Raw genomic sequence first — 25349 nt, forward strand, 5'->3', positions numbered from 1 at the left:
GCCGGGCGCAAAAAAAGGGCGGCCCTGGCCGCCCCTGCTTTTACGGCCGCAGATAGGAAGTGATGAGCGCGTCGTAGCGCGAGGTGGCCTCAAAAGCCCGTGATGCCATAATCTGCCGGAACTCCAGGCCCACGTTCATGTCCTTGTTGCGCAGCTCGTCCATGGCGGCGCCGTACCATTGGGGCGAGGACAGCACCAGCACGCTGTGAAAATTTTTGGCGGCGGCGCGCAGCATACAGGGGCCGCCGATGTCGATTTCCTCCACGGCGTCCTCCAGCGAGAGGTTGCGCTCCACCGCGCCGGCAAAGTCGTAGAGGTTGACGCAGACCAGGTCAAAGGGGCGGATGCCTTTTTCCGTAAGGGTCTGCATATGGGCGGGGTCGTCCTTGCTGGCCAGAATGCCGGCGTGGATTTTGGGGTGCAGAGTTTTGACGCGGCCGCCCAGAATTTCCGGAAAGCCGGTGACCGTGCTCACGGCCGTGACGGGCAGGCCCGCGGCCTCCAGGGCCTTTTGCGTGCCGCCGGTAGAAACCAGCTCCACCCCCCTGGAAGTGAGGAAGGTGGCCAGATCCACCAGGCCGCTTTTGTCCGTGACGCTCAGGATGGCGCGACGAATGGGCAGATTTTCCATAACCGACTCCTTTCCCTTCCTCATATAAACCAGAACCGTGACGGAAGCAATGGCGACGCCCCTTGCCCGCCGGCCGTGGCCCGGCTATGCTGCGCTACGGAGGAACGTATGCTGCTTAAACTTGTATCGTGGAATGTGAACGGCCTGCGGGCTGTGGCCGGCAAGGAGGCCTGGGGCTGGTTTCGCCGCACGGACGCCCAGGTGGTGGCCCTGCAGGAGACCAAGGCCCATCCGGACCAGCTGGACGAAGACCTGCGTCGGCCCGAAGGCTGGGAGGCGCATTGGGCCTCCAGCACGGTCAAAAAAGGCTATTCCGGCGTGGCCGTGTTCAGCCGCCTTGCGCCCCAGCGGGTCAGCGTGGAGCTGCCCCAGCCTGAATTTCAGGGCGAAGGCCGCCTGCTGCACCTGGAGTTTCCGCATTTTCATTTTTTTAACGGCTATTTCCCCAACGGCGGGGCTGAAGAGCTGGACGAAAACGGCAAACCCACGGGGCGCTTTAAGCGGCTGCCTTACAAGATGGGTTTTTTTGAGGCGTTTTTCGCCTATGCCGAGGCCTGCCGCAAGAGCAAGCCCATAGTGGTCTGCGGGGATTTTAACATTGCTCACAAAGCTGTGGACCTGGCCCGACCCAAACAAAACGTCAAATGCACGGGCTTTCTGCCCGAAGAGCGCGCCGTGCTGGACCGCTTCACGGCCATGGGCTATGTGGACACCTTCCGCCATGTGCACGGCGAGGAGCCGGGGCACTATTCCTGGTGGTCCTACAAAAGCCGCGCGCGGGAAAAAAACGTGGGCTGGCGCATCGACTACTTTTTTGTTTCGCAGGAGCTTGCCCCGGCCGTGCGCGACGCCTGGATAGAAGACGCCGTCTACGGTTCGGACCACTGCCCCGTGGGCCTGAGCCTGGATCTTTAGAGCATTTAACACTTGAAATGCTCGATTACGGCAGGCAAAAACCTGCCTTCTCGCATTTCGTGGCAAGGATTTTCAAGAAAATCCTTGCAGAGCAGTTAGCTCATTTCATTCGCTAACTGCTCTAGAACAGGGAACCTTTGAGAATATGTCTGCTCAAAGGTTACGGGCCCGCTCGTTCCGGCGCTTAGCCGCGCAAATACATAGGGGCGCTGTCTGCATCCGCAGCCAGCGCTGCTGTTTTGCCCCGTAACCTTCTTCGTTGTAACGGCTGTAGTTACGCTTGCGCCTCTGCGGCGGGCGTCTGCGTATGCAACCGTCAAGGCATTGCAATGCGGCACGTCCCTGGGTGAAAATTGCCCGGTGCGCGGCGGGCTTTTGCCGAGACGTAAAGGCCGTGTGTCGCCTGACGCAACGCTACTCCAGCAGGTCCAGCAGCCGGGCCACGCGCTGGGCGTTGAGGCCGGAGTGAACCTCGGCCAGCTCCCGGCTGTGGGCCTGGGCCTGGGCTTCCACATCGGCCAGAGCGGCGCGCAGTTCTGCCGTGTTGAGCATGTGCGGGGTTTCCGGCGCGGCTGGCGGCAGAGCCGGGGCGGCGGCGGTTTCGGCTCCCTGCCCGGCGGTTTCGGCCCGGTTTACGGGCAGCATGGCGTTGACCCTTTCCTGAAACGTGGGCAGCAACGGCCCCAGGTCGTTGTTGCGGACGCGAAATTGCAGTTCCATACGGACGCTCCTTGCGGGATATCAGGCGGCAAAACCGGCCGCCGTGAGCGGACGCCCGCAAGGTAGCAATATCCGTGCCTGACGGTTTTTTGCCGCGGGCAGCCACGGCAAAAAATCAACCCGAAGACAAATGCCCGTTCGGCCCGGCGTCCCGCAAGGCCCGTGGCGCTTCCATTATCGGTTTGTATTGACTTTGCGGGCGGGACCGGCATAATGACGCTTCTTTTTTTACAAGTCCGCGCGGCGCATCCGTGCGGCAAGGAGCAGGCATTGGCAAAGAACCGCGCGTTGCAGCAGTGGCGGGTGGAAGACTCCATAGAGCTTTACGGCATCCGCAACTGGGGAGCAGGGTATTTTGACGTTTCTGACGCGGGCGAGGTGGTCATCTGCCCGCAGGGCCCCCAGGGGCCGCAGGTGTCCATTCCGGAAATCATCGCCGGGCTGCGCGACCGCGGCTACGATATGCCCGTACTTCTGCGGGTGGAAAACATCCTGGATTCGCGCATCAGCAATATCCATGAATCGTTCCGCAAGGCCATTAAAAACCTCAGTTACACGGGCTGCTACCGGGGCGTCTTTCCCATCAAGGTCAACCAGCAGCAGCAGGTGGTGGAAAAGATCGCCCAGTTCGGCCCTTCCTACCACCACGGGCTGGAGGTGGGCTCCAAGGCCGAACTCATTGCCGCCGTTTCTCTCATGCGCGACCGCGAAGCCTGCATTGTCTGCAACGGCTACAAGGACGAGGAATTTATCGACCTGGGCCTGCAGGCCCGGCGTCTGGGCTTCAACGTCTTTTTTGTGCTGGAAATGCCCGGCGAACTGGGGCTCTTGCTGGAACGCAGCAAGGCCCTGGATGTGCGCCCCAACATCGGCGTGCGGGCCAAACTGGCCGTAAAGGCCGGCGGGCACTGGACGGATTCCGGCGGGGAGCGCTCTACCTTCGGCCTTTCTCCGGCCCAGGTGGTGGACGTGGTGGATACCCTCAAGGCCCACGACATGCTGGACTGCTTTAAACTGCTGCACTACCACCTGGGTTCGCAGGTTTCCAACATCCGCGACATCCGCACCGGCGTCATGGAAGGCGCGCGCCTCTATGTGGGCCTGGTGCAGGAGGGCGCGCCCATGGGCTATCTGGACCTGGGCGGCGGCCTGGCCGTGGATTACGACGGCTCCCACACCAACTACATTTCGTCCCGCAACTACACCCTGGACGAATACTGCACCGACGTGGTGGAAGCCATCATGAGCATCCTGGACGAAGAAAACGTCCCCCACCCCCACATTATCACGGAATCAGGCCGCGCCACAGTGGCCTACTATTCCGTGCTGCTCTTCAACGTCCTGGACGTGAGCACTGTGGAGGAGGTGCAGCTGCCCGAAGACCTGCCCGAAGGCACGCCCGAACCCGTGCTCAATCTGCGCGAAACCCTTAACAGCATCACCCTGCGCAATCTGCAGGAGTGCTACAACGACGCCATCTATTACCGCGACGAAATGCGCCAGCTCTTTTCTACCGGAAGGGTCAATCTGCGCCAGCGTACCCTGGCCGAGCGCTTCTTCTGGGCCATCATCCTGCGCATTGCCCAGGAAAAAACCCGCCTCAAAACCGTGCCCCGTGACTTGGCCGACATCGACGTGAGCCTGGCCGACATCTATTACGGCAATTTCAGCGTGTTCCAGTCCCTGCCGGACTCCTGGGCCATTGACCAGCTCTTCCCGGTCATGCCCCTGCACCGGCTGAAGGAATTCCCTTCCCGCCAGGGCATCATCTCGGATATTACCTGCGATTCGGACGGCCGCATCGACCACTTTATCGACCCACAAGGCATGAAGCCCACTCTGGACCTGCACCCTCTGCGCGAAGGCGAGGAATACTATCTGGGCGTCTTTCTGGTAGGCGCGTATCAGGAAACTCTGGGCGATTTGCACAACCTCATGGGCGACACCAACGTGGTTTCCATCCGTGTGGCCGAAGACGGCAGCTACGAATATGTGCGTGAAATCCGCGGCGACTCCGTGGCGGACATCCTGAGCTATGTGGAATACGACCCCCGCCGCATTCTGGAAGATCTGCGCAGCACTGCAGAGCTGGCCGTGCGCCAGGGGCGGATTACGCCCAGTGAGCGTTTTGCCGTTATGCAGGCCTTTGAGGACGGGTTGCGGGGGTATACGTATTTTGAGCGCTAACCTTTAACTTATATATATCCGGGGCGGCCACGCGCGCGGCTTTTGCCCCCTGGCTGCGTCAAAAAACGCTGCGGACCGGGTCTGTACCAGAAGAGTACTATCCCCGATTCCGCAGCGTTTTTTTCCTTGCCAGGGGCCAAAATCCGCGGCGCGTGGCCGCCCCGGATGCGACGGTGGCCGGGGTCAACAGCGCATGGTCCTCCGCGGCTGCGTCAAAAAACGCTGCGGACCGGGTCTGTACCAGAAGAGTACTATCCCCGATTCCGCAGCGTTTTCGAAGCTACAGGCCCTTGTCGGCCATAAGGCAGATCAGGTCGCAGACCCGGTTGGAGTAGCCCCATTCATTGTCGTACCAGGCCACGGCCTTGACCAAGTGTCCTTCCTGCACGGTGGTGTAGGAAGATTCCAGAATGGACGAGGCCGGATTGCCCTTGAAATCCATGGAAACCAGGGGCTTTTCATTGTATTCCAAAATGCCCTTGAGGTCGGTTTCAGCAGCCTGGCGCAGGGCGGCCAACAAGCCTTCCGTATCCGTTTCCTTTTCCAGAATGCCGGAAAAATCCACTACGGAAACCGTAGGCGTGGGCACGCGCAAAGAATAGCCGCTGAATTTGCCCTTGAGCTCCGGAATGACCTTGGCCACGGCCTGGGCCGCGCCCGTGGAGGTGGGGATGATGCTGCAGGCGGCGGCGCGGGCCCGGCGCAGGTCTTTGTGGGCCATGTCCAGGATACGCTGGTCGTTGGTGTAGGAGTGGATGGTGACCATATTGCCCAGTTTGATGCCGAAACTGCGCTGCAGCACCAGGGCCACCGGGGCCAGGCAGTTGGTGGTGCAGGAGGCGTTGGACACAATATGGTGTTTTTGCGGGTCGTACTGGTTCTGGTTCACGCCCATGACGATGGTAATGTCTTCTTCCTTGGCCGGGGCGGTGATGATGACCTTTTTGGCGCCGTTGTCACGGTGCACGGCGGCCTGAGAGGCCTTGCGGAAGATGCCCGTGCTTTCTACCACAATGTCCACGTCGTAGTCGCGCCAGATGAGCTGACGGGGGTCGCGCTCGGCAAAGCAGTGAATGTTCCAGTCGCCCACGCGCACGTCCGTGCCGTTGATGGCCACGTCCAGGTGCGCGCGGCCATAGACGGAATCGTATTCCAGCAGGTGAAAATTGGTTTCCGCATCAAACAAGTCGTTGATGGCCGTCACTTCCACTCTGTCGGCATAGGACTGATGCAGGGCGCGAAACACCTGCCGGCCGATGCGGCCAAAACCGTTGATGCCCACTTTGATCTTGCGCATTGCTGCCTCCTCACAATCTGCAAAGAAAATTTTGTGTGTCGTCGCCACCCAAGCTGTGGCGGCTAATCTTCATAGAGCGAGTAGGCGTGCTTGGCCATGAGGTCGTAGTTGTTGCGCAGGGCCTCGTGCAGCCGGGCGTTTTCAATGGCCAGGGCCGAGATGGCGGCCACGGCCTCCATAAAGGTCTGCTCATCGGGGCTGAACTCGCGCTCCACGTCAGAATAAACGCGGATCAGGCCAATGGCCTTGCCGTCCGCCATAAGCGGGGCCGAGAGCACGGAAACCAAGCCTTCGGCCTTGGCCGACTGCGGGTACTGAAAGCGCCCGTCCGAGGTGGCGTCCTTGAGGTGGATGGTTTTGCCCGCCAGCACTTCGCCGTCAAGACCGCTGCGTTTCACTTCCACCGGGCCTTTGCGCATGTAGGTGGCGGAAAGGCCGTAGGCGGCGCTGGGCAGCAAAAAACGTCCGGTGCTGTCCAGCAGGCGGATGGTGCTGGCCTTGCAACCCATGGTTTGGGCCGTTTGCTCTGTAATTCTGTGCAGCACGTCGCCGGGTTCCAGGCTGGAGTTGATGACCAGCGCCACATCCCTGAGCGCGCGGAAATAATCCTGTGCCATAAAAACCTCCTGTAAAGAACGCCTCCGGCGTGACCAGGGGCGTTGGAATGGGTAGGGAGGAAAGTCCGCCAAAGGAGCGGATTGAGCGGCGAGAAGCGCCCGCCTTGCGGGCGCTTGTTCATTTTATCACTAGGGCAGTGCCACGTTGCAATGCCCTGGCGATTGCGTAAGCGCAATTTATTTGCACCTTAAGCGCTGGAACGAGCGTGCCGTAACCTTTGAGACGGCATATCCTCAAAGGTAATCTGCCTTACAGTATGGCCTTTTTTTGCACCGGGGGCAATGGGCTCCGGGCTTGGGCATGTGGCGTGAACGGCGGGGCGCGCTGCTGCAGGCGCAGCGTTTAAAATTTCCGGGTAGCGCCTCAGGCCCGCCCGGCGCTCCACCGCCGGCAAGTTATTTTGCCAGCAGCACCCAGGCCGGGCCTTTGGCGTCCAGGTGGCTGGCCACATAGTTGGCGCGCTCGTCGCCACCGCAGAAAATATCAATGCGGTTGCGTTTGATGGCCCCGCCCACATCCTGCGCAAAGCCGATGCCGCGCAAAGGCACGCGGCCGCGTTTTTCGTCCGGGGCGTTCACGCCGTAGGCCACTACCGCGCCCAGGGGGATAAAGCCTCTGTCTGTGGCCAGGCTCAACCAGTCGTCCACCTGGTAGCCCATGGCCCCGGTAGGGCCGCGCGTGCCGAAGCGGAAAAAGACGTAGCTCGGATTTTCATTGAGAATTTCGCGCACCCGGTCGGGATTGTTGCGGAACCACTCGCGCTGTTCGTAAATGTCGCCGCGTCGGAGCAGGCCTTTTTCACGCATGATCCGGCCGGAGCTCTTGTACTTGTGTTTGTTCTGCCCGGCGTAGTTCACATAGGCCTGGGTACCATCATCAAAAATCAGGCGACCGGAGCCCTGAATTTCCAGAAAAAACACGTCCACGGGGTCGGCGGCCCAGGCCAGCTCCAGACCCCGGCCCGCCAGAATCTGTTTTTCCTCAATAGTCCTGCGGTCATAGTACCGGCCCTTCTGGGCCAGCACCTTGCTCAGTTCCGGCGGCCGGGCGTAGATGGCCTGGGTGTAGCCGGGCTTGCGCGTGCGGCTGGCGCGTACCGCCGGCTCATAGTAGCCGGAATAGTTGATGCCGCCCGCCACCTCCACCCAGCGAAAATTCTCCAGCAGCAGCCCTGGTTCGGCGTCCAGGCGGGGCAACAGAGCCTGCAGCCGGGTCAGCGTGCGCTTGAGGTCGCCCCAGGTCACGTCCAGGCCGGGCCGCTGCACGGCCACGTTGCCCTGGGGTCGGGTGTTGACATAGTTGAGGGACTTGCGCACCGTTGGGGCCATGTCCTTCCAACTGGTCAGATCCTGGTTGCGCGGGGCAAGATAGGTGACAAAAAAATCCGGGCTTTCCATGGCCACGGGCGGGCCCAGCGGCTCAACTTCCGGCGTGGGCGCTTTTTTGGCGCAGGCCGTGAGCAGCAGACCCAGCAGCAACAGTACTCCCAGCCGCCGCAAACGCGGCGGGCTGTACGCAGACCTGTAAGGAGCCAGCCTATGCATGACGCTTTTCCCATCCCCCATGTCTGGATGCCCCACCGGGTGTCCTACGGCGAAACGGACACCATGGGCGTGTTGTACTACGCCGAATATCTGCACCTGTTTGAACGCGCGCGCGGTGATTATATCCGCCGTTGCGGCATGGGCTACGCCGAGGTCGAACGCCGGGGCATCATCCTGCCCGTGCGCGAGGCTCAGTGCCGCTACCGCTCTCCCGCCCGCTACGACGACCTGGTGCTGGTGCGCGCCGGCATCGAAGAGTGGGGGCGCGCGTCACTGCGTTTTGTATATGAGATATGGAATGAGGACAAGACGCGCCTGCTCGCCACCGGCATGACCCAGCACGCCCTGGTCAACCCCCAGGGCCGCCCCGTGCCCGTGCCGGACTGGTTTCGCAGCCTGACTTTCAGCATGGAAGCGTAGTTGTTACGGCAGGGAGGCAAAATTTTTTGTGCGGTGAGGGGTACTGCCATGAACAGCAGTGCCCCTTGCCCCTATCCCTAAAATTTCTTTCCACAAGCATCGCGCCAGCCTGCGCCGGGCAGGCGCGCCCCAACCGGCACAGCGTGCCGCCAACGTCCTTATTCCGGCTTGCCTCGCCACTGCGGCGGCATGGCCTGCTGCGGGGTATGGGCCGCCTCCCCGGTGGGGCGTTCCGTCTTCCGGCGCGTGCCCGGACGCGCCAGACGGCGGGCCAGGTGCGGCGGCTCCGGCCTGACCGGGTCCGGCAATTCCGCCCCCGGCTGCGGCGGCAGGTGGGCCGGGCGGGTGCGCTGTGCCAGACGGCCGTTGCAGGCGCGCAAGAGCTGGACCAGGTCCGTAAAATCCTCTTCCACGCCCGGTCCGCTGAGCCGCCAGCGGGCCTGGCCGTGGGCCACTTTGTGGGTGCCGCGCAGTTCGCGTTCCCGCATAAACAGGCGCACGCGCCATTCCTCCGGCCTTCCGTCCGGACCGGGCAAGCGCCAGACCAGGCACTGGCCTGCCGCGTCCATCTCCACCAGCAGGCCGTCTTCTGTGGGGGCGCCTGCCTGCCGCAGCAAATCCTCCAGCGCGGCGTGCACAATGCGCAGATGCTCGCCGGAGGGCATGTTTTTCTGGTCTTCCCGCACCTGCTCTTCCATTTCGCGGATGCGCTCCAGGCAGCGGTCGCGCTCTTCCTCCAGCGTGCCCAGACCCTGCCGCGTGAGCCGCAGGCAGAACAGTACCGCCACAATGACCGCTGCGGCCGCCGCCGCCCATTCCCACAACATGCCTCACCTCCGCAACAAAAGCCTGCGGACAGGGCTACTCTGTGCCGCTGCGTTTGCCGGTGCAATGGACCACATCCACCCGCCAGACGCCCAAGGGCTTACGATAACCCTCCACATAGGCCCGGCCCTTTTCATAAAAATCTGCGGAATATTTGCCCACCAGCGCCATCAGCGCCCGTCGCCGCTCTTCGGGGTCCTCCACCAGCACCGCCTTGCCGAAAACAATGACGCTGGCGTAGCTGGTGGTGAACCGCTCCGGCGCCACCCGCTCATAGCCGATAACGGCCAGGCTCACCCGCGCGTCGCGGCGCAGGGCCGCTACCTTGTGACCCTCTGTGGCGCAGTGAAAATAAATGGCGTCGGGCTCCACCAGCACAAAGTTGAGCGGCACGGCATAAGGATAGCCCACAGGGCTCAGACAGGCCAGGGTGCAGAAGGGCGCTGCGCGCAAAATATCCAGGATTTCTTCGTGGCTCAGGGCCTTGGCGGCGCGGCGCAGAGGGGGGAAATTACATGAGGACATGGGGGCTCCTTCGGAAAGGGGAGTTCCGCCGGGGGCGGCGGGAGAGTCGGTTTTTGGTGCGTTGCGACAACCAGGGAAAAGGCATGATTGGACCCAGGCCGGGATTTTTATTGCCCTGTGGCAACTGGAGAAAAAGGCGTATCCCAACCGGGAGTTTTTGTTGCCCTGCGGGCATGGCGGCCTGGTTCTTTTATGGCGTTTGGGCCGCCTCCGGCGAGGGCAGGGGGCCAGGGGCGGGGCTGCCTCCCCTTCGGCCCCCTACAACCCCCATAACCCCCGCTTTCCCAGGGCAGCCGCGCGCAACCTTCGGGGGGGCATGACATGAATGTGGAGGTGCAGGGTGGCAAAAGCCCGTACCGTGGTCATCTGCCATGCAGATTTGTTTCGGGCAGGGTACGCCCGGCGTATTCCTTCGGGGAAGAAAGTTTTTTGAAGGATGGGGGCGTGGGGGAAGGGAACTTTTGTGAACAAAAATTCCCTTCCCCCCACAAAGCCTTTCCCTCCCCCCGCAAAGCGCTACACTCCCGGCCCGCGGCCATTGCGGCGGGCGTGCCACCAGAGTTGGAAGACCAGCAGGGTCCAGAGGGGTTTGCGCAGGTCTGCCTTGCCGGAGAGGTGGGCGTCCATAAGGCCGCGCACGGCTGTGGGGTTGAACAGCCCCTGAGCTGTGAGGGTGTCGGGCGCCAGGAGGTCTTCCATGAGGGGGCGCAGGCGGCCGCGCAGCCATTGGGCCACGGGGATCTGGAAGCCGCGTTTGTTGCGGTGCAGGATTTCTTTGGGCAACAGGTCGGCAAAGGCTTTTTTGAGCAGCCATTTGCGTTTGCAGCCGTGCAGCCGGTAGCGCACGGGCAGGCGCGCGGCAAAGGCGGCCACGTCCTTATCCAGAAAGGGGGCGCGCACTTCGAGGCTGTGGAGCATGGAGCAGCGGTCCACCTTGACCAGGATGTCGTCCAGCAGAAACTGCCGCACATAGACGTGGAAGGCGCGGGCCAGGGGCGTGGCGGCCTGCGGGGGCTGCCAGTGTTCATAGGCCTGGCGGGTGGGGGCAAAGAGGTTTTCGGGCGCGAGCAGATCGGGGGCCTGTTCCCGCAGGGCCGGGCTGAGCAGTGCGGCCTGTGTGTCCGGGCCCAGGGCCGTGAGCATGGTCTGCACCCTTTGCCAGGCCGGAGCGGCGGCCGCGCGCAAAAAGGTAGCCACGGCCAGGCGCGGATTGATGTAGCCGGCAGAAGAGGGCAGCAGGCGGGCCAGGGGCTCCACCAGGCCGCGCCGCAGCGCTGCGGGCAGGGCATTATAGCGTTCCGCCAGTTTGAAGCCGATGTAGTGCTCGTAGCCGGCCCAGAGCTCGTCCGCGCCGTCCCCGCCCAGGGCCACGGTGACTTTTTCGCGCGTGACGCCGGAAAGCAGCCAGGTGGGCGCTACGGAAGCGTCGGCCATGGGCACGTCCATGCTGCTGATGATCTCGGGCAGGGTGTCGGCGCACTGGGCGGCGGAGAGCACGCGCTCGTGGTGTTCTGTGCCGTAGGCGGCGGCGGCCAGGCGGGCGTAGCGCGATTCGTCGTAACTGGCCTCGCTGAAGCCGATGGAAAAAGTCTTGACAGGCACGGCGGACTGGCTGGCCATAAGCCCGGCCACAATGGTGGAATCTATGCCGCCTGAAAGAAAGACGCCCAGGGGCACGTCGCTGACCATGCGCCGCCGCACGGCGCGGGCCAGCAGGTGGCGCAGCTCTGCGCACAGTTCGGGCACGGGGCGGGTTTCGTCTTCGTCCGGCACGGGCATGTCCCAGTAGCGTTCCAGGCGCAGGCGGCCTTCCTCCAGCAGCAGCCAGTGGGCAGGCGGCAGGCTGACCACCTCCTTGTACATGGTCTGGGGGGTGGGGGCGTATTCGTAGGCCAGGTAGCGCATGAGAGCGGTGGGGTCCAGGGTCAGGGCCAGGCCCGGCAGCTGTTCCAGGGCGGTCACTTCAGAGGCGAAGTGGAAGCGTCCTTGCTGCAGGGTATAGAAGAAGGGTTTTTTGCCGAAGCGGTCCCTGGCGCAGAACAGGCGGCGGCGCGGCGCGTCCCAGAGGGCAAAGGCAAACATGCCGTCAAACCGGGCCAGGCAGTCCGGCCCCCAGAGGCGGTAGGCTTCGAGGATCACTTCCGTATCTGAACTGGTCTGGAAGCGTGCGCCGTGGGTCAGGAGTTCTTCCTTGATCTCCGCGAAGTTATAAATTTCGCCATTGAAGGTGACGGTAAGTTCGCCCGCCGTGCTGCGCATGGGCTGGCCGCCGCCGGACAGATCAATGATGGAGAGCCGCCGGTGCCCCAGGCATACGGGGCCGTCCAGCCAGAGGCCGGAACCGTCGGGGCCCCGGTGGGCCAGTCGGTCGGTCATGGCCCGCACCCATGGCCCGGCTTCCTGCGGCAGGGGGCTGCCGTCCGTCTGGCAGAGGCCCGCTATGCCGCACATGATTGCCGCCACTTCTGGTAATATGTGATGAAGATGTCCGCCAGGCGGCGACTGTTGCGTTCAGGGTCGAACATTTCTTCAGCCAGGCGCCGGCCGTTCCGGGCCAGGCGGCGGGCCAGGTCGGCGTCGTCGGCCAGGCGGGCCAGGGCTTCGGCCAGGGCCGGGGCGTCGCCCGGAGGGACGGCCAGGCCGGTTTCGCCGTCGCGTACGACCTCCGGCAGGGCGTTGACCGTAGTGCTCACCACGGGCAGGCCGTAGGCCAGGGCCTCGATAACCGTGTTGGGGATGCCGTCCCGCCGGCCCGATTTGTGCACAATACAAGGCGCGGCAAAGATATCGTGGCTTTCAAGAATGTGCGGCAGGTCGTTGTGCGAGATGAGCCCCGGCAGGTTGACGCGGCTTTCCAGAGCCAGTTCTTTGCGCAACTGCACGATCTGGGCGGACATGCGGCCCAGGCCCATGACGGCGCCGCCTCCGCCCGCGAGGGTGAGGGTGAAGTCCAGGCCTCTGTCCCGCAGCAGGGCGCAGGCCCGCAGCAGCACGTCAAAGCCCTTGGTCACGTCGAAGCGCCCCAGGGCCAGCAGACGCACGGGCCGGGGCATGGGGCGGACGGCCCCCGGAGGCGTCGGTTCGTCAGTGGGAGCGCTTTCCGGCGGGGCGGGCGGCAGGGTAAGGCTGTTGTAGACCAGAGCCACCTTGCCGCTGGCCTGGCCCTGGTCAAAGGCCTCAATACGGGCCAGGTCCGCCGCGTTGTTGGCGCGGATAAAAAAGGCCGCTTCCAGCTTGTCGCCCAGGTCCGGGTCCGCGGGGGCCAGGTTGTCGCCGCGGGCGGCCGTGGCAAAGGGCAGCCCCGTAATGCTGGCCGCCACCCAGGCGGCCGTGGCCGTGCCGCGCGGCCACGGGGCGTAGATCATGTCTATGCCCGCGTCCTGAAACAGGCGGCCCAGATACAGGCCCACGCAAAAGGCCCAGAAATTTTCGCCCAGCGTTTCCCAGCTCTGCCAGCGGCGACACACGCTGCGGCGCAACAGTTTCCAGGTGCGCCGGGGGTGCAGCAGGGTTTGCCGCAGCACCTCGCCCAGCACAGGGAACAACCGCCGCGCGCCCAGCACATAGGATCTCCCCGCGGCGGCGCGCATTTCCGTGGAGCACTGGCGCAGGTTGCGGCCATAGAGCGTAAAGACAGAAAGCGGCAAGAGCCGCCGCAACCCTTCCACTTCCCGAAAAATGAAGGGCTGTGTGAACAGTGGGTACCAGAGCAGCACATACGCTATGTGGGGCAGCCCTTCTGGGAACGGACGGGATTCGGCGGCGGTCTGTGACATGGGGGCGGGAACCTGCGGTTGGGGTGATGGGGCGGGAGCGGTGGGCCTTCAGCCAAAGGTGCGGGCACTGCGCGTCGAGCGTGGTGCGCCGTGCGGCAGAGCGGTCTGTCACAGTCGTTGAGGCAACAGTGCAAGCCGCGCTGCCGACAGGATGTTCAGCAAAGAACTATAGCCCCGGCGGGCACGTCAGGCAAGGGGCGCGCAGGTCCAGTCGCCCACGGCCGGAGGCGTGGGCGTGGGGGCCGTGGGGCCCATGGCGCGACGCAGCTCGTCCAGGGTCAGACAGCGCACCTGGTAGCGTTCATTGAGCCAGTGCAGCCAGGACAAAATTTTGTGCAGCAGGCGGTCCACGGCCGCCGCGTCGGGCATATGGGGCGCGCCACCGGGCATCATTTCAGAAGAATGCCAGGTCAGGGAAAGGACCCGCCCGCCCCGCGCCACAAACAGGCTGGTGATCCGGCGCATGGCCCAGAGTGGATGGTAGACGGGCAAAAGGGCCAGCGCCCCCCACTGCCGGAAACCCGCCCGCATGGCGACGCCCGCCTTGCCTGGCGCGGTTCGCAGCAGACCGGGCAGCGCCTGCACAAGCGGCGTGACCGTAAGGGGCAGCTCAAATATGGCCTTGTCCGCCACAGGCGCCCAGTAGGGGGCGGTGGGAGCGTCAAAGTGGTCCGGGCCCTGCAGGGGGGAGCGGGCACAGTGCAGGGGCCGCACCGAAGCGTCGGCCAGAACGCCGGCCTGAGCCAGCAGGGGCCAGTGGGCGCGGTGCAGATCCCACCGGCCCATGCGAAAGGAGGTCAGGGGCGCGCCCTGAAAGGATCTGCCGACGGCCATAAGGGTTGCCAGCTTGGCGGCCATGAGTTCCGGGCTCACGGCAATGGCGGGCACGGCCGCTGCCGTATCCGGCGGTTCCGGCGTGCCGGGCAGGGCCAGGGGCGGGGTGTTCCAGTGGTGCAGGTGCGCGCCGATTTCTGCATTGCAATGGTCGCGCAGCCGGGCCAGTATGGGCAGGGATGCCGGGTTGGCAAGCACACTGTGGGCGCAGAACAGGGTGGGGCGCACGCCAACGTCGCAGAGGGGGATCAGGCGCTCCAGGCAGGCCGTGTTGGCGGTGGTGCAGCCTCGACGGGCGTACTGCCCGCCGAACAGGCCTTCTTCTTCCACGTCCAGGCTGACGGTGAGGTACAGCTCCGGCCGCGCGTTCATGCCTGCGAGGAAGGGGCCTGCCAGTAGCGGCGGCCTTCACTGACATACAGATCAAGAAGGGTCGCGATGTTGCGCTCGCGGTCAAACATGCGCGTCACCCGTTCCCGTCCGGCCTCGGCCATGCTTTGGGCGCGGTCCCGGTCTTCCACCATGCGCCGCACGGCGTCGGCTAGGGCGCGGGCGTCGCGCTGGGGCACCAGCAGGCCCGTCACGCCGTCTTCCACCACCTCGGCAATGCCGCAGACGTCGGTGGCAATGACCGGCATGCGGTGCGACAAGGCTTCCATGATCACGTTGGGGATGCCGTCCCGGTCGCCGTTGGTGTGCACCACGCTGGGCATGATCAGGATGTCGTGGTCCAGCATGTAGCCGCAGATCTGATCGTGGGGGATAAAGCCCGGCATGTTTACCACATCCTGCAGGCGCAGGCGTTCGCACATGGCGGTGAGCTTGCGCCGCCACCTGCCGTCGCCCACCAGGGTCAGGGTTACGGGCACGTTTTCACGCCGCAGCCTGGCCATGGCCGTGAGCAGATAGGGAAAACCCTTGGTGCGGGCAAAGCGTCCCACGGCCAGCAGCCGGTAGGGGGGCCGCATGGCGATGGCGCACTGCCCGCGCGGGGTGAAGGTCAGGCTGTTGTAGATGGCGTGGACTTTGTCCTGCTGCTCCTGGGGGCAGAATTGGCGCAGCCAGCGCACATTGGTGTGGTTGTTGGTGCGGATGAACAGGGCGTCGGCGGATTTTTCACGCAGGAGGCCGTCTTCGGGATAAATGTCGCCCGCGCGTCCTGTAAAGGCAAAGGGAATGCCCGTGAGCCGCGAGGCCACCCAGGCCGCCGTGGCCGGGCCGTTGGCCCAGGCCGCGTGGATGAGACGTACGCCGTCCTCCCGGCAGTAGCGGGCCAGCAAAAAGCCCGCCATAAAGCACCAGAGATTCTCGCCCAGGGATTCCAGATTGCGCATGCGGTGGAAAAAGCCCTGGCGCAGCAGCCGCCAGACCTGGCGCGGCTCTTTCCACAGGGCGGTGACAAATGCGGCCAGAATGGCCCCCGCGGCCTTTGCGCCCAGACGACGCACCGGGCCGTCGTAGCGGCGCATTTCCTCGCTGCAGCCGCGCAGCTTGGCGCCGTACAGGGTGTAGGCGTGCACCGGCAGACCCAGCTTGCGAAGCTGTACCACCTCGCGAAAGATGAAGGTTTCCGAAGACAGGGGAAACCACAACAGCACATAGGCCACCGGGGGCAGGCCTGCGCCGACGTCGGAGCTTTGACCTGCCGCAGGAGGGACTGGGGCTGCAGCGCCGTTCGCGGGGAAAGCCTGGTCGGTCGCGGCAGGGAGTGTTTTGCAGGAAGGCCCCGCCGACGCGACGGTATCCGCCCGCGAAGGGGCAGATGCCGCAGTCGTGGAACCGTTGTGTATAAGACCTGTCATAGATTTTTGCCCCCAAGGGGGCTAGTCGCCCTCCGCCGCGTCGGCGTGGGTGCGTTTGTATTCGTCCACAATGGCCCTGGCTTCAGGCATGGCTTCGCGTACGGCGTCCAGCGCTCTGCGGATGTGGTCTTCGGTGTGCGCGGCGGAAAGAAAGAAGCGCAGACGGTCCGTGCCTTCTTTGACGGCCGGGAAGGTGATGGGCATGACGTAGACCCCGCGTTTGAACAGGGCGTTGGACAAAAAGCCCGCCACCATCGGGTCGCCCACCATGACGGGCACCACGGCATAGCCCTGGGCTGCGCCCGTATCCAGGCCGATCTCCGCCGCATAGCGGATGAAAAACTGGGAGATGCGCTGCAGGTTGCGCACACGCTCCGGCTCACGCAGCATAATTTCCAGCGCCTTGCGGCAGGCCACGGCAATGACCGGGGGCATGCCCACGCTGAAAACAAAGCCCGGCGAACCGTATTTGAGAAACTCCACCAGCTCGTGACTGCCGGCAATGAAGCCGCCGCAGCCGCACATGGACTTGGAGAGGGTGCTCATCCACATGTCCACGTCCGTGGGATCTATATTAAAATATTCGCGCGCGCCCCGGCCCGTGGCCCCCAGCACGCCCAGAGAGTGGGCTTCGTCCACCAGCAGCATGCAGTCGTATTTTTTCTTGAGGGCAATGATGCGGGGCAGGTCCGGAATGTTGCCGTCCATGCTGAAGAGGCCCTCGGTAACGATGATGGCGCGTTTGTGTTCGGCGCGCTTGTTGCGCAAGAGCTCTTCCAGGGCGTCGCAGTCGTTGTGGGCGTAAGAGTAGCGCGTGGCGCCCGAAAGGCGCGCGCCCTGCACCAGAGAGTTGTGGGCGAGCCCGTCATGGAAGATGGCGTCGCGGTGGCCGAACAGAAAACCCAGGGTAGAAACGTTGGTGGCGTGCCCGCTTACATAGACGATGCAGTCCTCCACACCGTAGAGCTCGGCAAGAGCACGCTCCAGCTCGCGGTGGGGCGGGCGTTCGCCGCCCACCAGACGGCTGGCTCCGGCAGAGGTGCCATAGAGGGCGGCGGCCTTGGTTACCGCCTCGGTAATTTCCGGATGGGCGTTGATGTCAAGGTAGTCGTATGTGGAAAAGTTGAGATATTCCCTGCCGTTGATAAGCGTTGTGGCCTTGGCCGCGCGTTCGTGGCAGAGAAACAGAGGATTTTCCATCCCCATCCTGGCACCCATTTCCACCAGCCGATCAAAGGCGAGTTTGGAACGCATGCGGGTGAATCCGGTGGCGTTGCCGTCTGTGGCGGATGCGGGCTTCGCCCCGTTGCCGGCCTGACAGGAATGGTCGTTCTTCATGCCTTGTCCTCGTCAAAGTTATCCGAAAAAAAGCTCCGCAGCCCCTAGGGCGCAGAGCGAGCGCCATTTATTGTAAGGAGACAGCATAGCCAAAGCGGACACGTATGGCAAGCGGGAAGGCGCATACAAAAACCTTGTGCCGTCCTGCGGCCCCGGCCGCGTCCGGCAAGCCCGCAATCAGGCCGACAAAGGGGAAAGGCCTGGACAAGAGGGTTTGGATAGTCTAGCATGCCCTGTTGGTCACCCTTATATAAATTTCTTTCCACCATCCTGCGCAAGGGGCGCTTTGCCGGCGCGCAGGCTCCGGGTTCAGCATGCAGCATCCGCCAGAATCCACCGCCAATCTCGCCGCCGTACGGGGCGAGAAACCCCAATCGCCGCTCACGGGGGACGCAGCCTCCGGGCTGGACGCCGCTCCGGATTGTCCCGTTCAGGCCCCCGCCGCCCCGGACCCTGCCGCAGAACTGGCGCTGGACGGCGTGCGCTATGTGGATCTGTGCGAGGCTGGGCGCACCTGGCGGCTCGGCAGCTGCACACCCCTCTGGCGGCAGGATCTGCCCCTCGCGGGAGGCGAACCCGACCCCGCGACGCTGGCGGCCTTGGCGGAAAAAGACGTCTGGCTTGCCCCGGCGGACGCGCCGCCGCCTCTGGCCCTCATGTGCTGCGGGCTTGGCTCCGTGTGGCCGGGCATGGGCCGGGAGCTCTACGACCATGTGCCTGCGGCCCGGGCTATGATGGACCGCATCGCCGCCGTGGCGGGCTGGGACGTGCTGGGCCTCATGGACGAAACGGATGTGGAAAAAATCAGCCGCACCCGCTGGCAGTCGCCCTACCTCTTTATGGTAGAGCTGGCCCAGTGGAGCGTCTTGGAAAGCCTGGGGCTCAACCCCGCCCTGTTTTGCGGGCACAGCCTGGGGGAGCTTATCGCCCTTTGTCTGGCGGGCATCTACACGCCGGAAGTGGGCTGGTACATACTGGATACCCGCGCCGCTCACATGGCCGAACTGGAGGCCCGCCCCGGCGCGGACACGGGCATGATGGCCGTACACGCGGAGCGGTCGGTCATTGACGAGGCCCATACTGCCTGGCCCGATCTTTATATTTCCAACTACAATACGCCGCGCCAGTATATTCTGAGCGGCCCGCGCCCTGTTTTGCTGGAAGCCCGCAAAAGTCTGCGCAAACGGCGCATCCCGGCCATGATGCTCAACGTGAGTCTGGCCTTCCACCATCCCGGCATGCGCGTGCTGCGCGACCTTTCCCTGCGCCGTCTGGGCGCGCTGGACATGGCCCCGCCCCGTCGCCCCGCACTGAGCTGCGTGACCACACAGTTCTACCCCCCGGACCAACCCGGCATCTGCCGCCATATTGCGGATCTGGACGAACACGCCGTGCGCTGGAGCGAAGCCGTGCAGGCCATCTGGCAACGCGACGGCATCCGCCATTTTCTGGAACTGGGTCCGCAGGACACGCTCTGCGGCCTTGTCGCCGATAACGAGCCCCGCGCCCTCTGCTTGGCCGTCTCCCGCAAGGGGCACGAACTGGAAGCCCTGCGGCGCGTCTGCGCCCGTCTTTATGCTCTGGGGCATTTGCGGCGCGACGCCATTGCGGCCCGCATGGCCGCCGCCCCTGCCGGCCCCCGGTCCGCCGCCTTGCGGCCTTTGCCCCACTGCGGGCTTATCCCGCTGAGCGCCACGCGGGAGGCCGCCTGCTGCGTCTGCCGGCCCGACGAGGCCGAGGGGTCGAATGCCCCGGCCACGCCCCCTGCCCAGCCCGTCCCCGCCGTGCACTGCCCCCCCGCGTTGCTGGAAGTTTTGTCCAGGGCCAGCGGTCGCCCCGTGGCGGAACTGCGGCCGGACATGGACCTGCGCTATGACCTGGCCCTGCGCTCCAGTCGCTTCCCGCTCATTGTGGAAGAGCTGGAAAAGGTCTTGGGCCGCAGCGTCAATTTTGAAGATCTGCTGCGCGCTGTCACGGTGGGCGACCTGGCCCGGCTGCTGGGTGCGGGGCAGGCTCCCGACCCCACGGCAACCGTCCGCCGTCCGGTCCGAATCTGCCCCGCGCCTTTGCAGCGGCTGGCCCCGGCGGAAGGCGACGCCCCGCTCCGCCCCTTGCCCCTGGACCCCTGCGGCGCGGGCCTGCCGCTGGCAAGCGGGCAGACCTTGGCCGTGTGGCTGGAGGACGACCGCCTGTTGCCGCGCCTTCTGCGCGGCCTGGCCCCGCTGGGGCTGACCCTGGCCGTACCTGCGCGCCTGCTGGCGGCCTGCGCCCCTTGACCGCGGGCGCGCGCCTGCTGCCCTGGGACGTCCCCCTCGGCGTTGCGACGGATCCCGCCGTCGCGGCGGCCTCTCTGAAGGCCCTGGCCTCCGTCGCCGGCACGGTGGACGGCCTGTTGCTGACGCCCCCCCCGGACACGGCGGCCCTCGCCGAGCAAGGGGCCGCACAGGTCGACCTGCTTACGGCTCTGTGGACGGCGGCCCGGCCCCACGGCCTGCGTTGGGCCTGCTGCTGCGCCGCCCTTGCGCCCACGCCGGAACACGCCGGCGGGCTGCTGCCCCTGGAGGATCGCCTTCTGGCCCTGGGCGCGCGGGATTCTGTGCCGGTGCGGGCCATACGCCTGCTGGACACGGGCCGGGCGGGGTTGGACGAATGGGGCGATCTGCTGGCCAGGGAGCTTTTGCGCGGTACGGCCGCGCGGGTGCTCTGGGCGCGGCCGGGCACGTTGCCCGACCTGCCGGACACAGGGGCCCCCAGTCCACTGCTGGAGCGGCCCCGGGCCTTTCCGCTGGTCTTTCCCGATCCGCACCCGGCCTATCGGGCCACGGCCACCCTGTTTCAGGGGGCCTGCCATTTTTCGCGCTACGCTGATCCCTCCCTGTCCCGACACGGGGGTTGCGGCCAGGCCAGGGCCGCCGGTCTGCCGGACCTGCCGTGGCTGCCTGTAAGCCGCGCTTTGGAAGCCTTGCTGGAAGGCGCGCGCCAGCTGCTGCCCTGGCTGACGGTCTGCGGTTTTTCAGACCTGCGTTTTCACGATTCGCCCCTGTTGCCGCCGGGCATTACCCGTGAATGTCGGGTGCTGGTGGAGGCTGAACCCTGGCTGGGACAGGATGCGGTCATGACCCGCCTGTGCCGGGGGCAACTGCTGACGCGGGGCCTGACGTCCAACGGACGTCATACGGACCAGTACGTCCCGGCGGCCGAAGGCCATGCCCTGCTGGCGGCGGCGGCGGGTTCCGTGCCGCCGCTCTGGCCGCGCGCCGAGGCTCAGGGAACGGGCGCAGCGCCCGCGGCTTTTTACGACGCCGCAGGCTTGGGGACGGACTGGCGGTTACTTACAGATTTTCTGCCCCTGGACGACCATTGTTTTGCCGCAGGCCTGCAGCCGGCGGGTTCGACCTCCATTGCTCCTCACGACGATTGCGGCTATACTGACGCTCTGCATGTGGTGGAGGGGCTGGTGCAGGCCGCCTGGCTGGCCATTGCCCATGATGCCGGCGCGCCCGGCGCTGTTGTGGACCCCACCGCCGGGCTGCGCGGCTGGCGGCTGGCGGCGGCGGGTTTTATCCGCTGGCGGGGGGCAGGGGCCGTCGGGCCCTGGCGGCTCATGCTGCGGCGTTCTTGGGCGGACGCCAATCTGCTGCGTTTTGACGCCCAGGCGCGGGACGCGGAAGGGCAGGTCTTTCTGACCCTGCACCATCTTGAGTTCGACCGTCTGCGGCCAGAGGCCGGGAGTTCGGCCCGCGAGGCCTGATACAATTTCGCGTTTCTGCGTGACGCTTCACGCGGGGGCGCAGGCACGCGGCAATGTCGGCCGCGTTTTCGCCCATATCCTTCCATCCGCCCGGCCCAGGTCCGGCGTGTTATTGCAAAGGATACCAGATGCAACGTGCGCACACTACCATACCGGGGCCTTTGCCGTTGTTGCTGCTGCTTATGGCGTTGAGCCTTGCACTCTGCGCCTGTGCCTCCAGCAAGGCCGGGCTCAAATCGCCGGAGCTGCCCGCCCGGCACTGGCTGGAAGAGGCCCCGGGCGTGCCCGTGGAAAACAAGGCCAAACTGGAAGCCGCGGTTCCCAATCTTTATGACCCCTCCAAGGTCTTTTCTTTTGAGGACTGCGTATTCCTGACCATTCAGCAGTCCCCCCTGCTGGTCAACAGCGCCGTGGAGCTGGAAATTAAGCGCGTGGCCCTGACCAACGCCGTGTGGAAGTACCTGCCCGAACCGCGTATGACCCTTACCGTGTCCAACAACCTCACCCGTTATAATATGGACCACAAGGACACGCCCGGCGACTACGGCCAGACGAAATTTCAGGTGGGCTTTTACGCCGCCTTCCCCAATCCGGTGGCCACCTATTTTGAGCATCAGGTGCAGAAGGCCATGGTCAACCTGGCCATTGCCACTCACCGCAAGGCCGTGGGCGAGGCCATCTACAAGATTGCCCAGGCCTACCTGCAGCTTCAGGCCCAGAGCAATATTGTCAAGGCCCAGCAGGAACTGCTGCCCCTGGGTAAGGAACTGGTGGACTACTGGCAGCAGGTGGAATCAGTGGAAGGCCGCCAGGGCGTTTCGCTGAACCTGGCCCAGCAGCACCAGCGCGAGCTGGAACTTATGCTGGAGCAGACCCGCATGCGTGAAACCATGCAGCGTACCCAGCTTAAGATTCTGGCCGGCGTGGAGCCGCAGCAGCGCCTTAATGTGGATACCGACAGCGCCGACGGCATCCTGGCGGGCTTTGACGGCCGCAAACTCACCTGGGACAATCGTTGGCCCGCCACTGAGGACGACCTGCTGTTGCGCGGCCAGGTCAAGCTGGCGGACTACAACATTATGGTGGCTTGGGCCCAGTATCTGCCCGATATGAGCCTTTCCCTCAACAACAATCCCCCTTCCGGGCAGTATCAGCCCGCCAGCGGCAGCGAAGACACCTTCCTCCATTTCAACATCAGCTTCCCTCTGGTGGACTGGGGACGTCGTTACCGCGGCGTGCAGACCGCCCGCATGCAGAAAGCCCAGGCCTTCCACGAGATGGCCCGCAAACGTACGGACTACTCCAACAACTGGCTGCAGGCCGAACAGCGGGTGTCTCTGGCCGAAACCGAACTGAAGCTGGCCAAGACCCGTTTGGACACCGCTGCCATGCAGTACAAGGAAGCGCACATTTCGTTTAACGAAGGCATTGAACAATTCCCGGAAGTGGCCAAGCGGCATGAAGCGGAAGTTCAGGCCCGTGTGGCCTACATCAAGGCGGATCTGGAATGCCGCCTGGCCCGTCTGGAATGGATGTATGTGGCCAACCTGCTGCAGGAGCGTTTTCTGGGGCTGCCCGCCAAGGAGATACTGTAATGCTGCGTGCCCGTACTCTTTGCCGTGCGGCCTCGCGCCGCGCCGTCTTGTCGTTTGTGCGCGTCCCGGCCGTGTTTTTGTTGGCCGCTTTGCTGTCTGCACAGCCGCTGACAGCGCCCCTGGCTGCACCGTCCGTCAGCGCGGCCGAGGCGCAGCCTTCCATCGGCAATGGCGCCACTATCCTCACGGGCAAGGTGGTGACCACCGTCACCCGCGCCGTGCCTGTGCCCTTCAACGCCGTGGTGGATCAGGTGCTGGTCAAGCCCGGCGATGCGGTGCACAAGGGCGCGCCTCTTTTGCGCTACCACCTGCAGGAAGAAGCGGAACGTGTTCTGCAGCGCGAAGTCACCACTGGCGCGGGCACTGAAGACCTCAAGGGGCAAGCGCTGGATCTGGAGCGTCGTCTGGCCGAAACCTCGGCCCAGCGCAACAAAACCCGCCAGCTGGTGGCCTCCGGCCTGGGGTCGCGTCAGGCTCTGAGCCGCCTGGAGGACGACGTTCACTCCCTGCAACGACGCATCGAACTGCTGCGCACCACCATCAGCAAGACTGAAAGCAACTTTGCCGCCCGCCTCAAGGAGCTGGGGGGCTATTTTGGCGCACCCATCCGCGAAGGCGAAATTCTGCCCGCTACCCTCACCCTCACCGCCCCCATTGAGGGCTATGTGCTCTCGCTGGACACCACCCTCAACGCCGGCACCTTGCTGCCCGCCGGCAGCGCGCCCATCCGCGTGGGGCAGCTGGACCCCGTGCTCATCCAGGTGCCCGTCTACGAGGCCGAAATCAGCGCCATCAAGGAGGGAGACGCTGTGGAGGTGGAAATTCCCTCCCTCAACAACAAAAAGTTTCTGGGCAAAGTGAACGAAATATCCTGGGTTTCCAGTGATATGAGCGTGGCAAACCCCTCCTACTACACCGTTGAGCTCACCGTGCCCAATCCCGGGCTGGAGCTCAAGCCCGGCTTCAAGGCCGTGGTGCGGTTCAAAGGGAGCAGGTAAGCCCGGTTCATGAAGCTCAAGAGCATTCCTCGCAGGCTGGGCTATATTCTGGGCGCGCAGTGGACGCGCGACCTGGCCTGGACAGGCTTCACCATCCTTCTGGCCCGGCACAGCCCGGACGTGCTGGGTCAGATAGTGCTGGCCCTGACCTATGGCTATCTGGTCAAGACCGTGGCCGACGTGGGTCTGAACGATTTTCTGCTTTCCACCTTCGCCCGGCGCGAAGGCCACCCCCGCGCCCTGCTGGGCGAAGTTACCTGGCTCAAGCTCGTGGTTTTGCTGGCGGCCTTGGGCGTCACCTGGCTGGTCACCGGCTGGCAGCACTATACGCCGGAGCTGCGCCTGGTGGTTATGTGCATTGCCCTGGGCCTGGGGCTGGACGGCGTCAGCGATTCCTTCTTCGCCCTTTGCCAGGCGCGCGGCCGCCAGGATGTGGAAATGCGCATCCGCGTGCCTGCCTCTCTGGTGGGCATCGGCTTTGGCATCGGCTGCGTACTTTTTGATGCCCCGCCCCTGCTTATTGCCCTTTATAAGCCTATCGAATCCCTGCTTTTTATCGCATTTGCCCTGACGGCCTTGCGCCGTAACCCCCTGGCCGGCGTGGGCTGGGAGAACATGCGCCACCTGGCCCGTCAGATGAAAAACGGCTTTATCTTCACCTGTATGGCCGCCTGCGCCATGTTTTACAACAAGATCAACGTCATTTTTCTCAAGCAGTACGGCGGCAATGCTGATGTGGGCGGCTACGGCGTGGCCTGGGAAACCGTGGAAGGTCTCTCCGTGCTCGTTTCCAGCGCCCTGCTGGGCAAGGTCATCTTTCCCCTCCTGGCCCGCTACTGGGAAGAAGACAAAGCCGCCTTCAGCCAGCTGGCCGGGCAGACCGCCCGCACCCTCTGGGCCGCCGCCCTGCCCGTCATTTTTCTCATCTGTGTGGAAAGCGACCGCTTCCTGCCCCTCATCTACGGCCCCAACTACCAGAGCGCCGTCACGGCCCAGCGCCTGCTCACCCCCTGTCTGGCCACGGCTTTTCTTCACAATCTGGCCGCCTACGCCATGATCGGCATGCGCCGTCACCGCTTGCTCCTGGCCTTCTACGTCAGCGGCCTGGTCTGCAATCTCATCTGCTGCTTTGTGCTTATCCCCCGCATGCCGCTGGAGGGCGCGGCGCTCTCCCTCACCATCACCAAGGTCTGGGTGGCTCTGCTCACCGTGGGCTACTTTCAGTGGGTCGCCCGCCCCATGCGCCTTGGCCAGTGGGCTTTGCTTCTGGGGGCTGCCCTGGTCAGCGTGGCCCTGTGGTGGGCCTGCGGCCACGTGGTTCCGCGTGAGCTGGCCGAGTTGGCCGGCCTTGTCCCGCTTCTGGCCCTGTTCTGGTACTGGCGACCGCCCCCGCCTTTTGAAAAGGCGTAGGGGAGAAATGCGTGTGGGGTAGGGGTGTTGGGCGCTGCTGCCCGTAGCCAAGGCAATTTTACTCTACCAGGGGGCGCGGTTGCACAGGCAGGCGGATCGCCAAGAGGCGTACGGGCAGGGTAGCCCGTTGCGACGGTATATACGGGCAAGGACGGCGTTCGGT

Annotated in this window: 20 protein-coding genes; 8 read left to right on the forward strand and 12 right to left on the reverse strand. The window is 64.5% G+C overall.

Annotation, left to right across the window (positions count from 1 at the left end):
* Positions 1-40: 40 nt before the first annotated feature.
* Entirely contained in the window at positions 41-631 is a 591-nt protein-coding gene (locus J7I12_RS12200) for an IMP cyclohydrolase (RefSeq protein ID WP_118230444.1), read from the reverse strand.
* Positions 632-739: 108 nt separating this feature from the next.
* On the opposite strand from J7I12_RS12200, the gene J7I12_RS12205 reads away from it, so the two are divergent.
* Positions 740-1546, forward strand: a complete 807-nt coding sequence (locus J7I12_RS12205; protein WP_303193255.1) for an exodeoxyribonuclease III — start codon at positions 740-742, stop codon at positions 1544-1546.
* 414 nt (positions 1547-1960) lie between these two features.
* On the opposite strand, the gene J7I12_RS12210 is transcribed toward J7I12_RS12205, so the two are convergent.
* Positions 1961-2266 carry a pseudouridine synthase gene (locus J7I12_RS12210; RefSeq protein WP_118230442.1) on the reverse strand — a complete coding sequence of 102 codons (306 nt, stop codon included), beginning with the start codon at positions 2264-2266 and terminating at the stop codon, positions 1961-1963.
* Positions 2267-2536: 270 nt separating this feature from the next.
* Between J7I12_RS12210 and speA the strand changes: the two genes are divergently transcribed.
* Positions 2537-4453: a biosynthetic arginine decarboxylase gene (speA, locus tag J7I12_RS12215; protein WP_130958133.1), complete on the forward strand. Its 1917-nt coding sequence runs from the start codon at positions 2537-2539 to the stop codon at positions 4451-4453.
* Positions 4454-4733: 280 nt separating this feature from the next.
* Here the strand turns inward: speA and gap are convergent, their stop codons facing one another.
* The 3 genes from gap to J7I12_RS12230 form a co-directional block, all read right to left on the reverse strand.
* Positions 4734-5750: a type I glyceraldehyde-3-phosphate dehydrogenase gene (gene gap / locus J7I12_RS12220; RefSeq protein ID WP_118230392.1), complete on the reverse strand. Its 1017-nt coding sequence runs from the start codon at positions 5748-5750 to the stop codon at positions 4734-4736.
* Positions 5751-5812: 62 nt separating this feature from the next.
* A complete protein-coding gene (locus tag J7I12_RS12225; RefSeq protein ID WP_118230391.1) occupies positions 5813-6367 on the reverse strand; it encodes a GAF domain-containing protein in 555 nt (184 codons plus the stop codon).
* Positions 6368-6763: 396 nt separating this feature from the next.
* The gene (locus J7I12_RS12230; protein WP_242621259.1) at positions 6764-7846 is read right to left on the reverse strand and encodes an MltA domain-containing protein; all 1083 of its coding nucleotides are present in this window, start codon (positions 7844-7846) and stop codon (positions 6764-6766) included.
* A gap of 60 nt (positions 7847-7906) precedes the next feature.
* On the opposite strand from J7I12_RS12230, the gene J7I12_RS12235 reads away from it, so the two are divergent.
* Positions 7907-8332: an acyl-CoA thioesterase gene (locus J7I12_RS12235; protein ID WP_118230389.1), complete on the forward strand. Its 426-nt coding sequence runs from the start codon at positions 7907-7909 to the stop codon at positions 8330-8332.
* 158 nt (positions 8333-8490) lie between these two features.
* On the opposite strand, the gene J7I12_RS12240 is transcribed toward J7I12_RS12235, so the two are convergent.
* From J7I12_RS12240 to J7I12_RS12270, 7 genes are all read right to left on the reverse strand, one after another.
* Positions 8491-9159 (reverse strand): translation initiation factor IF-2, encoded by a 669-nt coding sequence (locus J7I12_RS12240; RefSeq protein ID WP_207287359.1) that lies wholly within the window; start codon positions 9157-9159, stop codon positions 8491-8493.
* A 34-nt stretch (positions 9160-9193) separates the two neighbouring features.
* A complete protein-coding gene (locus tag J7I12_RS12245; RefSeq protein ID WP_118230388.1) occupies positions 9194-9682 on the reverse strand; it encodes a pyridoxamine 5'-phosphate oxidase family protein in 489 nt (162 codons plus the stop codon).
* A gap of 516 nt (positions 9683-10198) precedes the next feature.
* Positions 10199-12133 carry an asparagine synthase (glutamine-hydrolyzing) gene (gene asnB, locus J7I12_RS12250; protein WP_302148750.1) on the reverse strand — a complete coding sequence of 645 codons (1935 nt, stop codon included), beginning with the start codon at positions 12131-12133 and terminating at the stop codon, positions 10199-10201.
* Positions 12121-13458: a glycosyltransferase family 4 protein gene (locus tag J7I12_RS12255; RefSeq protein WP_118230386.1), complete on the reverse strand. Its 1338-nt coding sequence runs from the start codon at positions 13456-13458 to the stop codon at positions 12121-12123. The genes asnB and J7I12_RS12255 overlap by 13 nt, the downstream gene beginning before the upstream one ends.
* A gap of 186 nt (positions 13459-13644) precedes the next feature.
* Positions 13645-14664, reverse strand: a complete 1020-nt coding sequence (locus J7I12_RS12260) for a polysaccharide deacetylase family protein (RefSeq protein WP_118230385.1) — start codon at positions 14662-14664, stop codon at positions 13645-13647.
* Positions 14661-15908, reverse strand: coding sequence for a glycosyltransferase (locus J7I12_RS12265; RefSeq protein WP_270229128.1), 1248 nt, complete (start codon positions 15906-15908; stop codon positions 14661-14663). Before J7I12_RS12265 ends, J7I12_RS12260 begins: the two co-directional genes overlap by 4 nt.
* 207 nt (positions 15909-16115) lie before the next feature.
* Positions 16116-17432, reverse strand: a complete 1317-nt coding sequence (locus tag J7I12_RS12270; RefSeq protein WP_118230383.1) for an aminotransferase class I/II-fold pyridoxal phosphate-dependent enzyme — start codon at positions 17430-17432, stop codon at positions 16116-16118.
* A gap of 314 nt (positions 17433-17746) precedes the next feature.
* Here J7I12_RS12270 and J7I12_RS12275 point away from each other — a divergent pair, with 314 nt between their 5' ends.
* The 5 genes from J7I12_RS12275 to J7I12_RS12295 all read left to right on the forward strand — a co-directional run bounded on the left by J7I12_RS12275 (position 17747) and on the right by J7I12_RS12295 (position 25186).
* Positions 17747-19708, forward strand: a complete 1962-nt coding sequence (locus tag J7I12_RS12275) for an acyltransferase domain-containing protein (protein WP_498793771.1) — start codon at positions 17747-17749, stop codon at positions 19706-19708.
* Positions 19705-21183, forward strand: a complete 1479-nt coding sequence (locus tag J7I12_RS12280) for a hypothetical protein (RefSeq protein WP_498793773.1) — start codon at positions 19705-19707, stop codon at positions 21181-21183. The genes J7I12_RS12275 and J7I12_RS12280 overlap by 4 nt, the downstream gene beginning before the upstream one ends.
* A 128-nt stretch (positions 21184-21311) precedes the next feature.
* Positions 21312-22778, forward strand: a complete 1467-nt coding sequence (locus J7I12_RS12285; RefSeq protein ID WP_118230381.1) for a TolC family protein — start codon at positions 21312-21314, stop codon at positions 22776-22778.
* A complete protein-coding gene (locus tag J7I12_RS12290) occupies positions 22778-23776 on the forward strand; it encodes an HlyD family secretion protein (RefSeq protein ID WP_118230380.1) in 999 nt (332 codons plus the stop codon). The genes J7I12_RS12285 and J7I12_RS12290 overlap by 1 nt, the downstream gene beginning before the upstream one ends.
* 9 nt (positions 23777-23785) lie before the next feature.
* Complete coding sequence (locus J7I12_RS12295; RefSeq protein ID WP_118230379.1) at positions 23786-25186, forward strand: oligosaccharide flippase family protein; 1401 nt, start codon at positions 23786-23788, stop codon at positions 25184-25186.
* Positions 25187-25349: the final 163 nt, after the last annotated feature.

Source organism: Desulfovibrio diazotrophicus, from assembly GCF_902498985.2.
Taxonomy (GTDB): domain Bacteria; phylum Desulfobacterota; class Desulfovibrionia; order Desulfovibrionales; family Desulfovibrionaceae; genus Desulfovibrio; species Desulfovibrio legallii.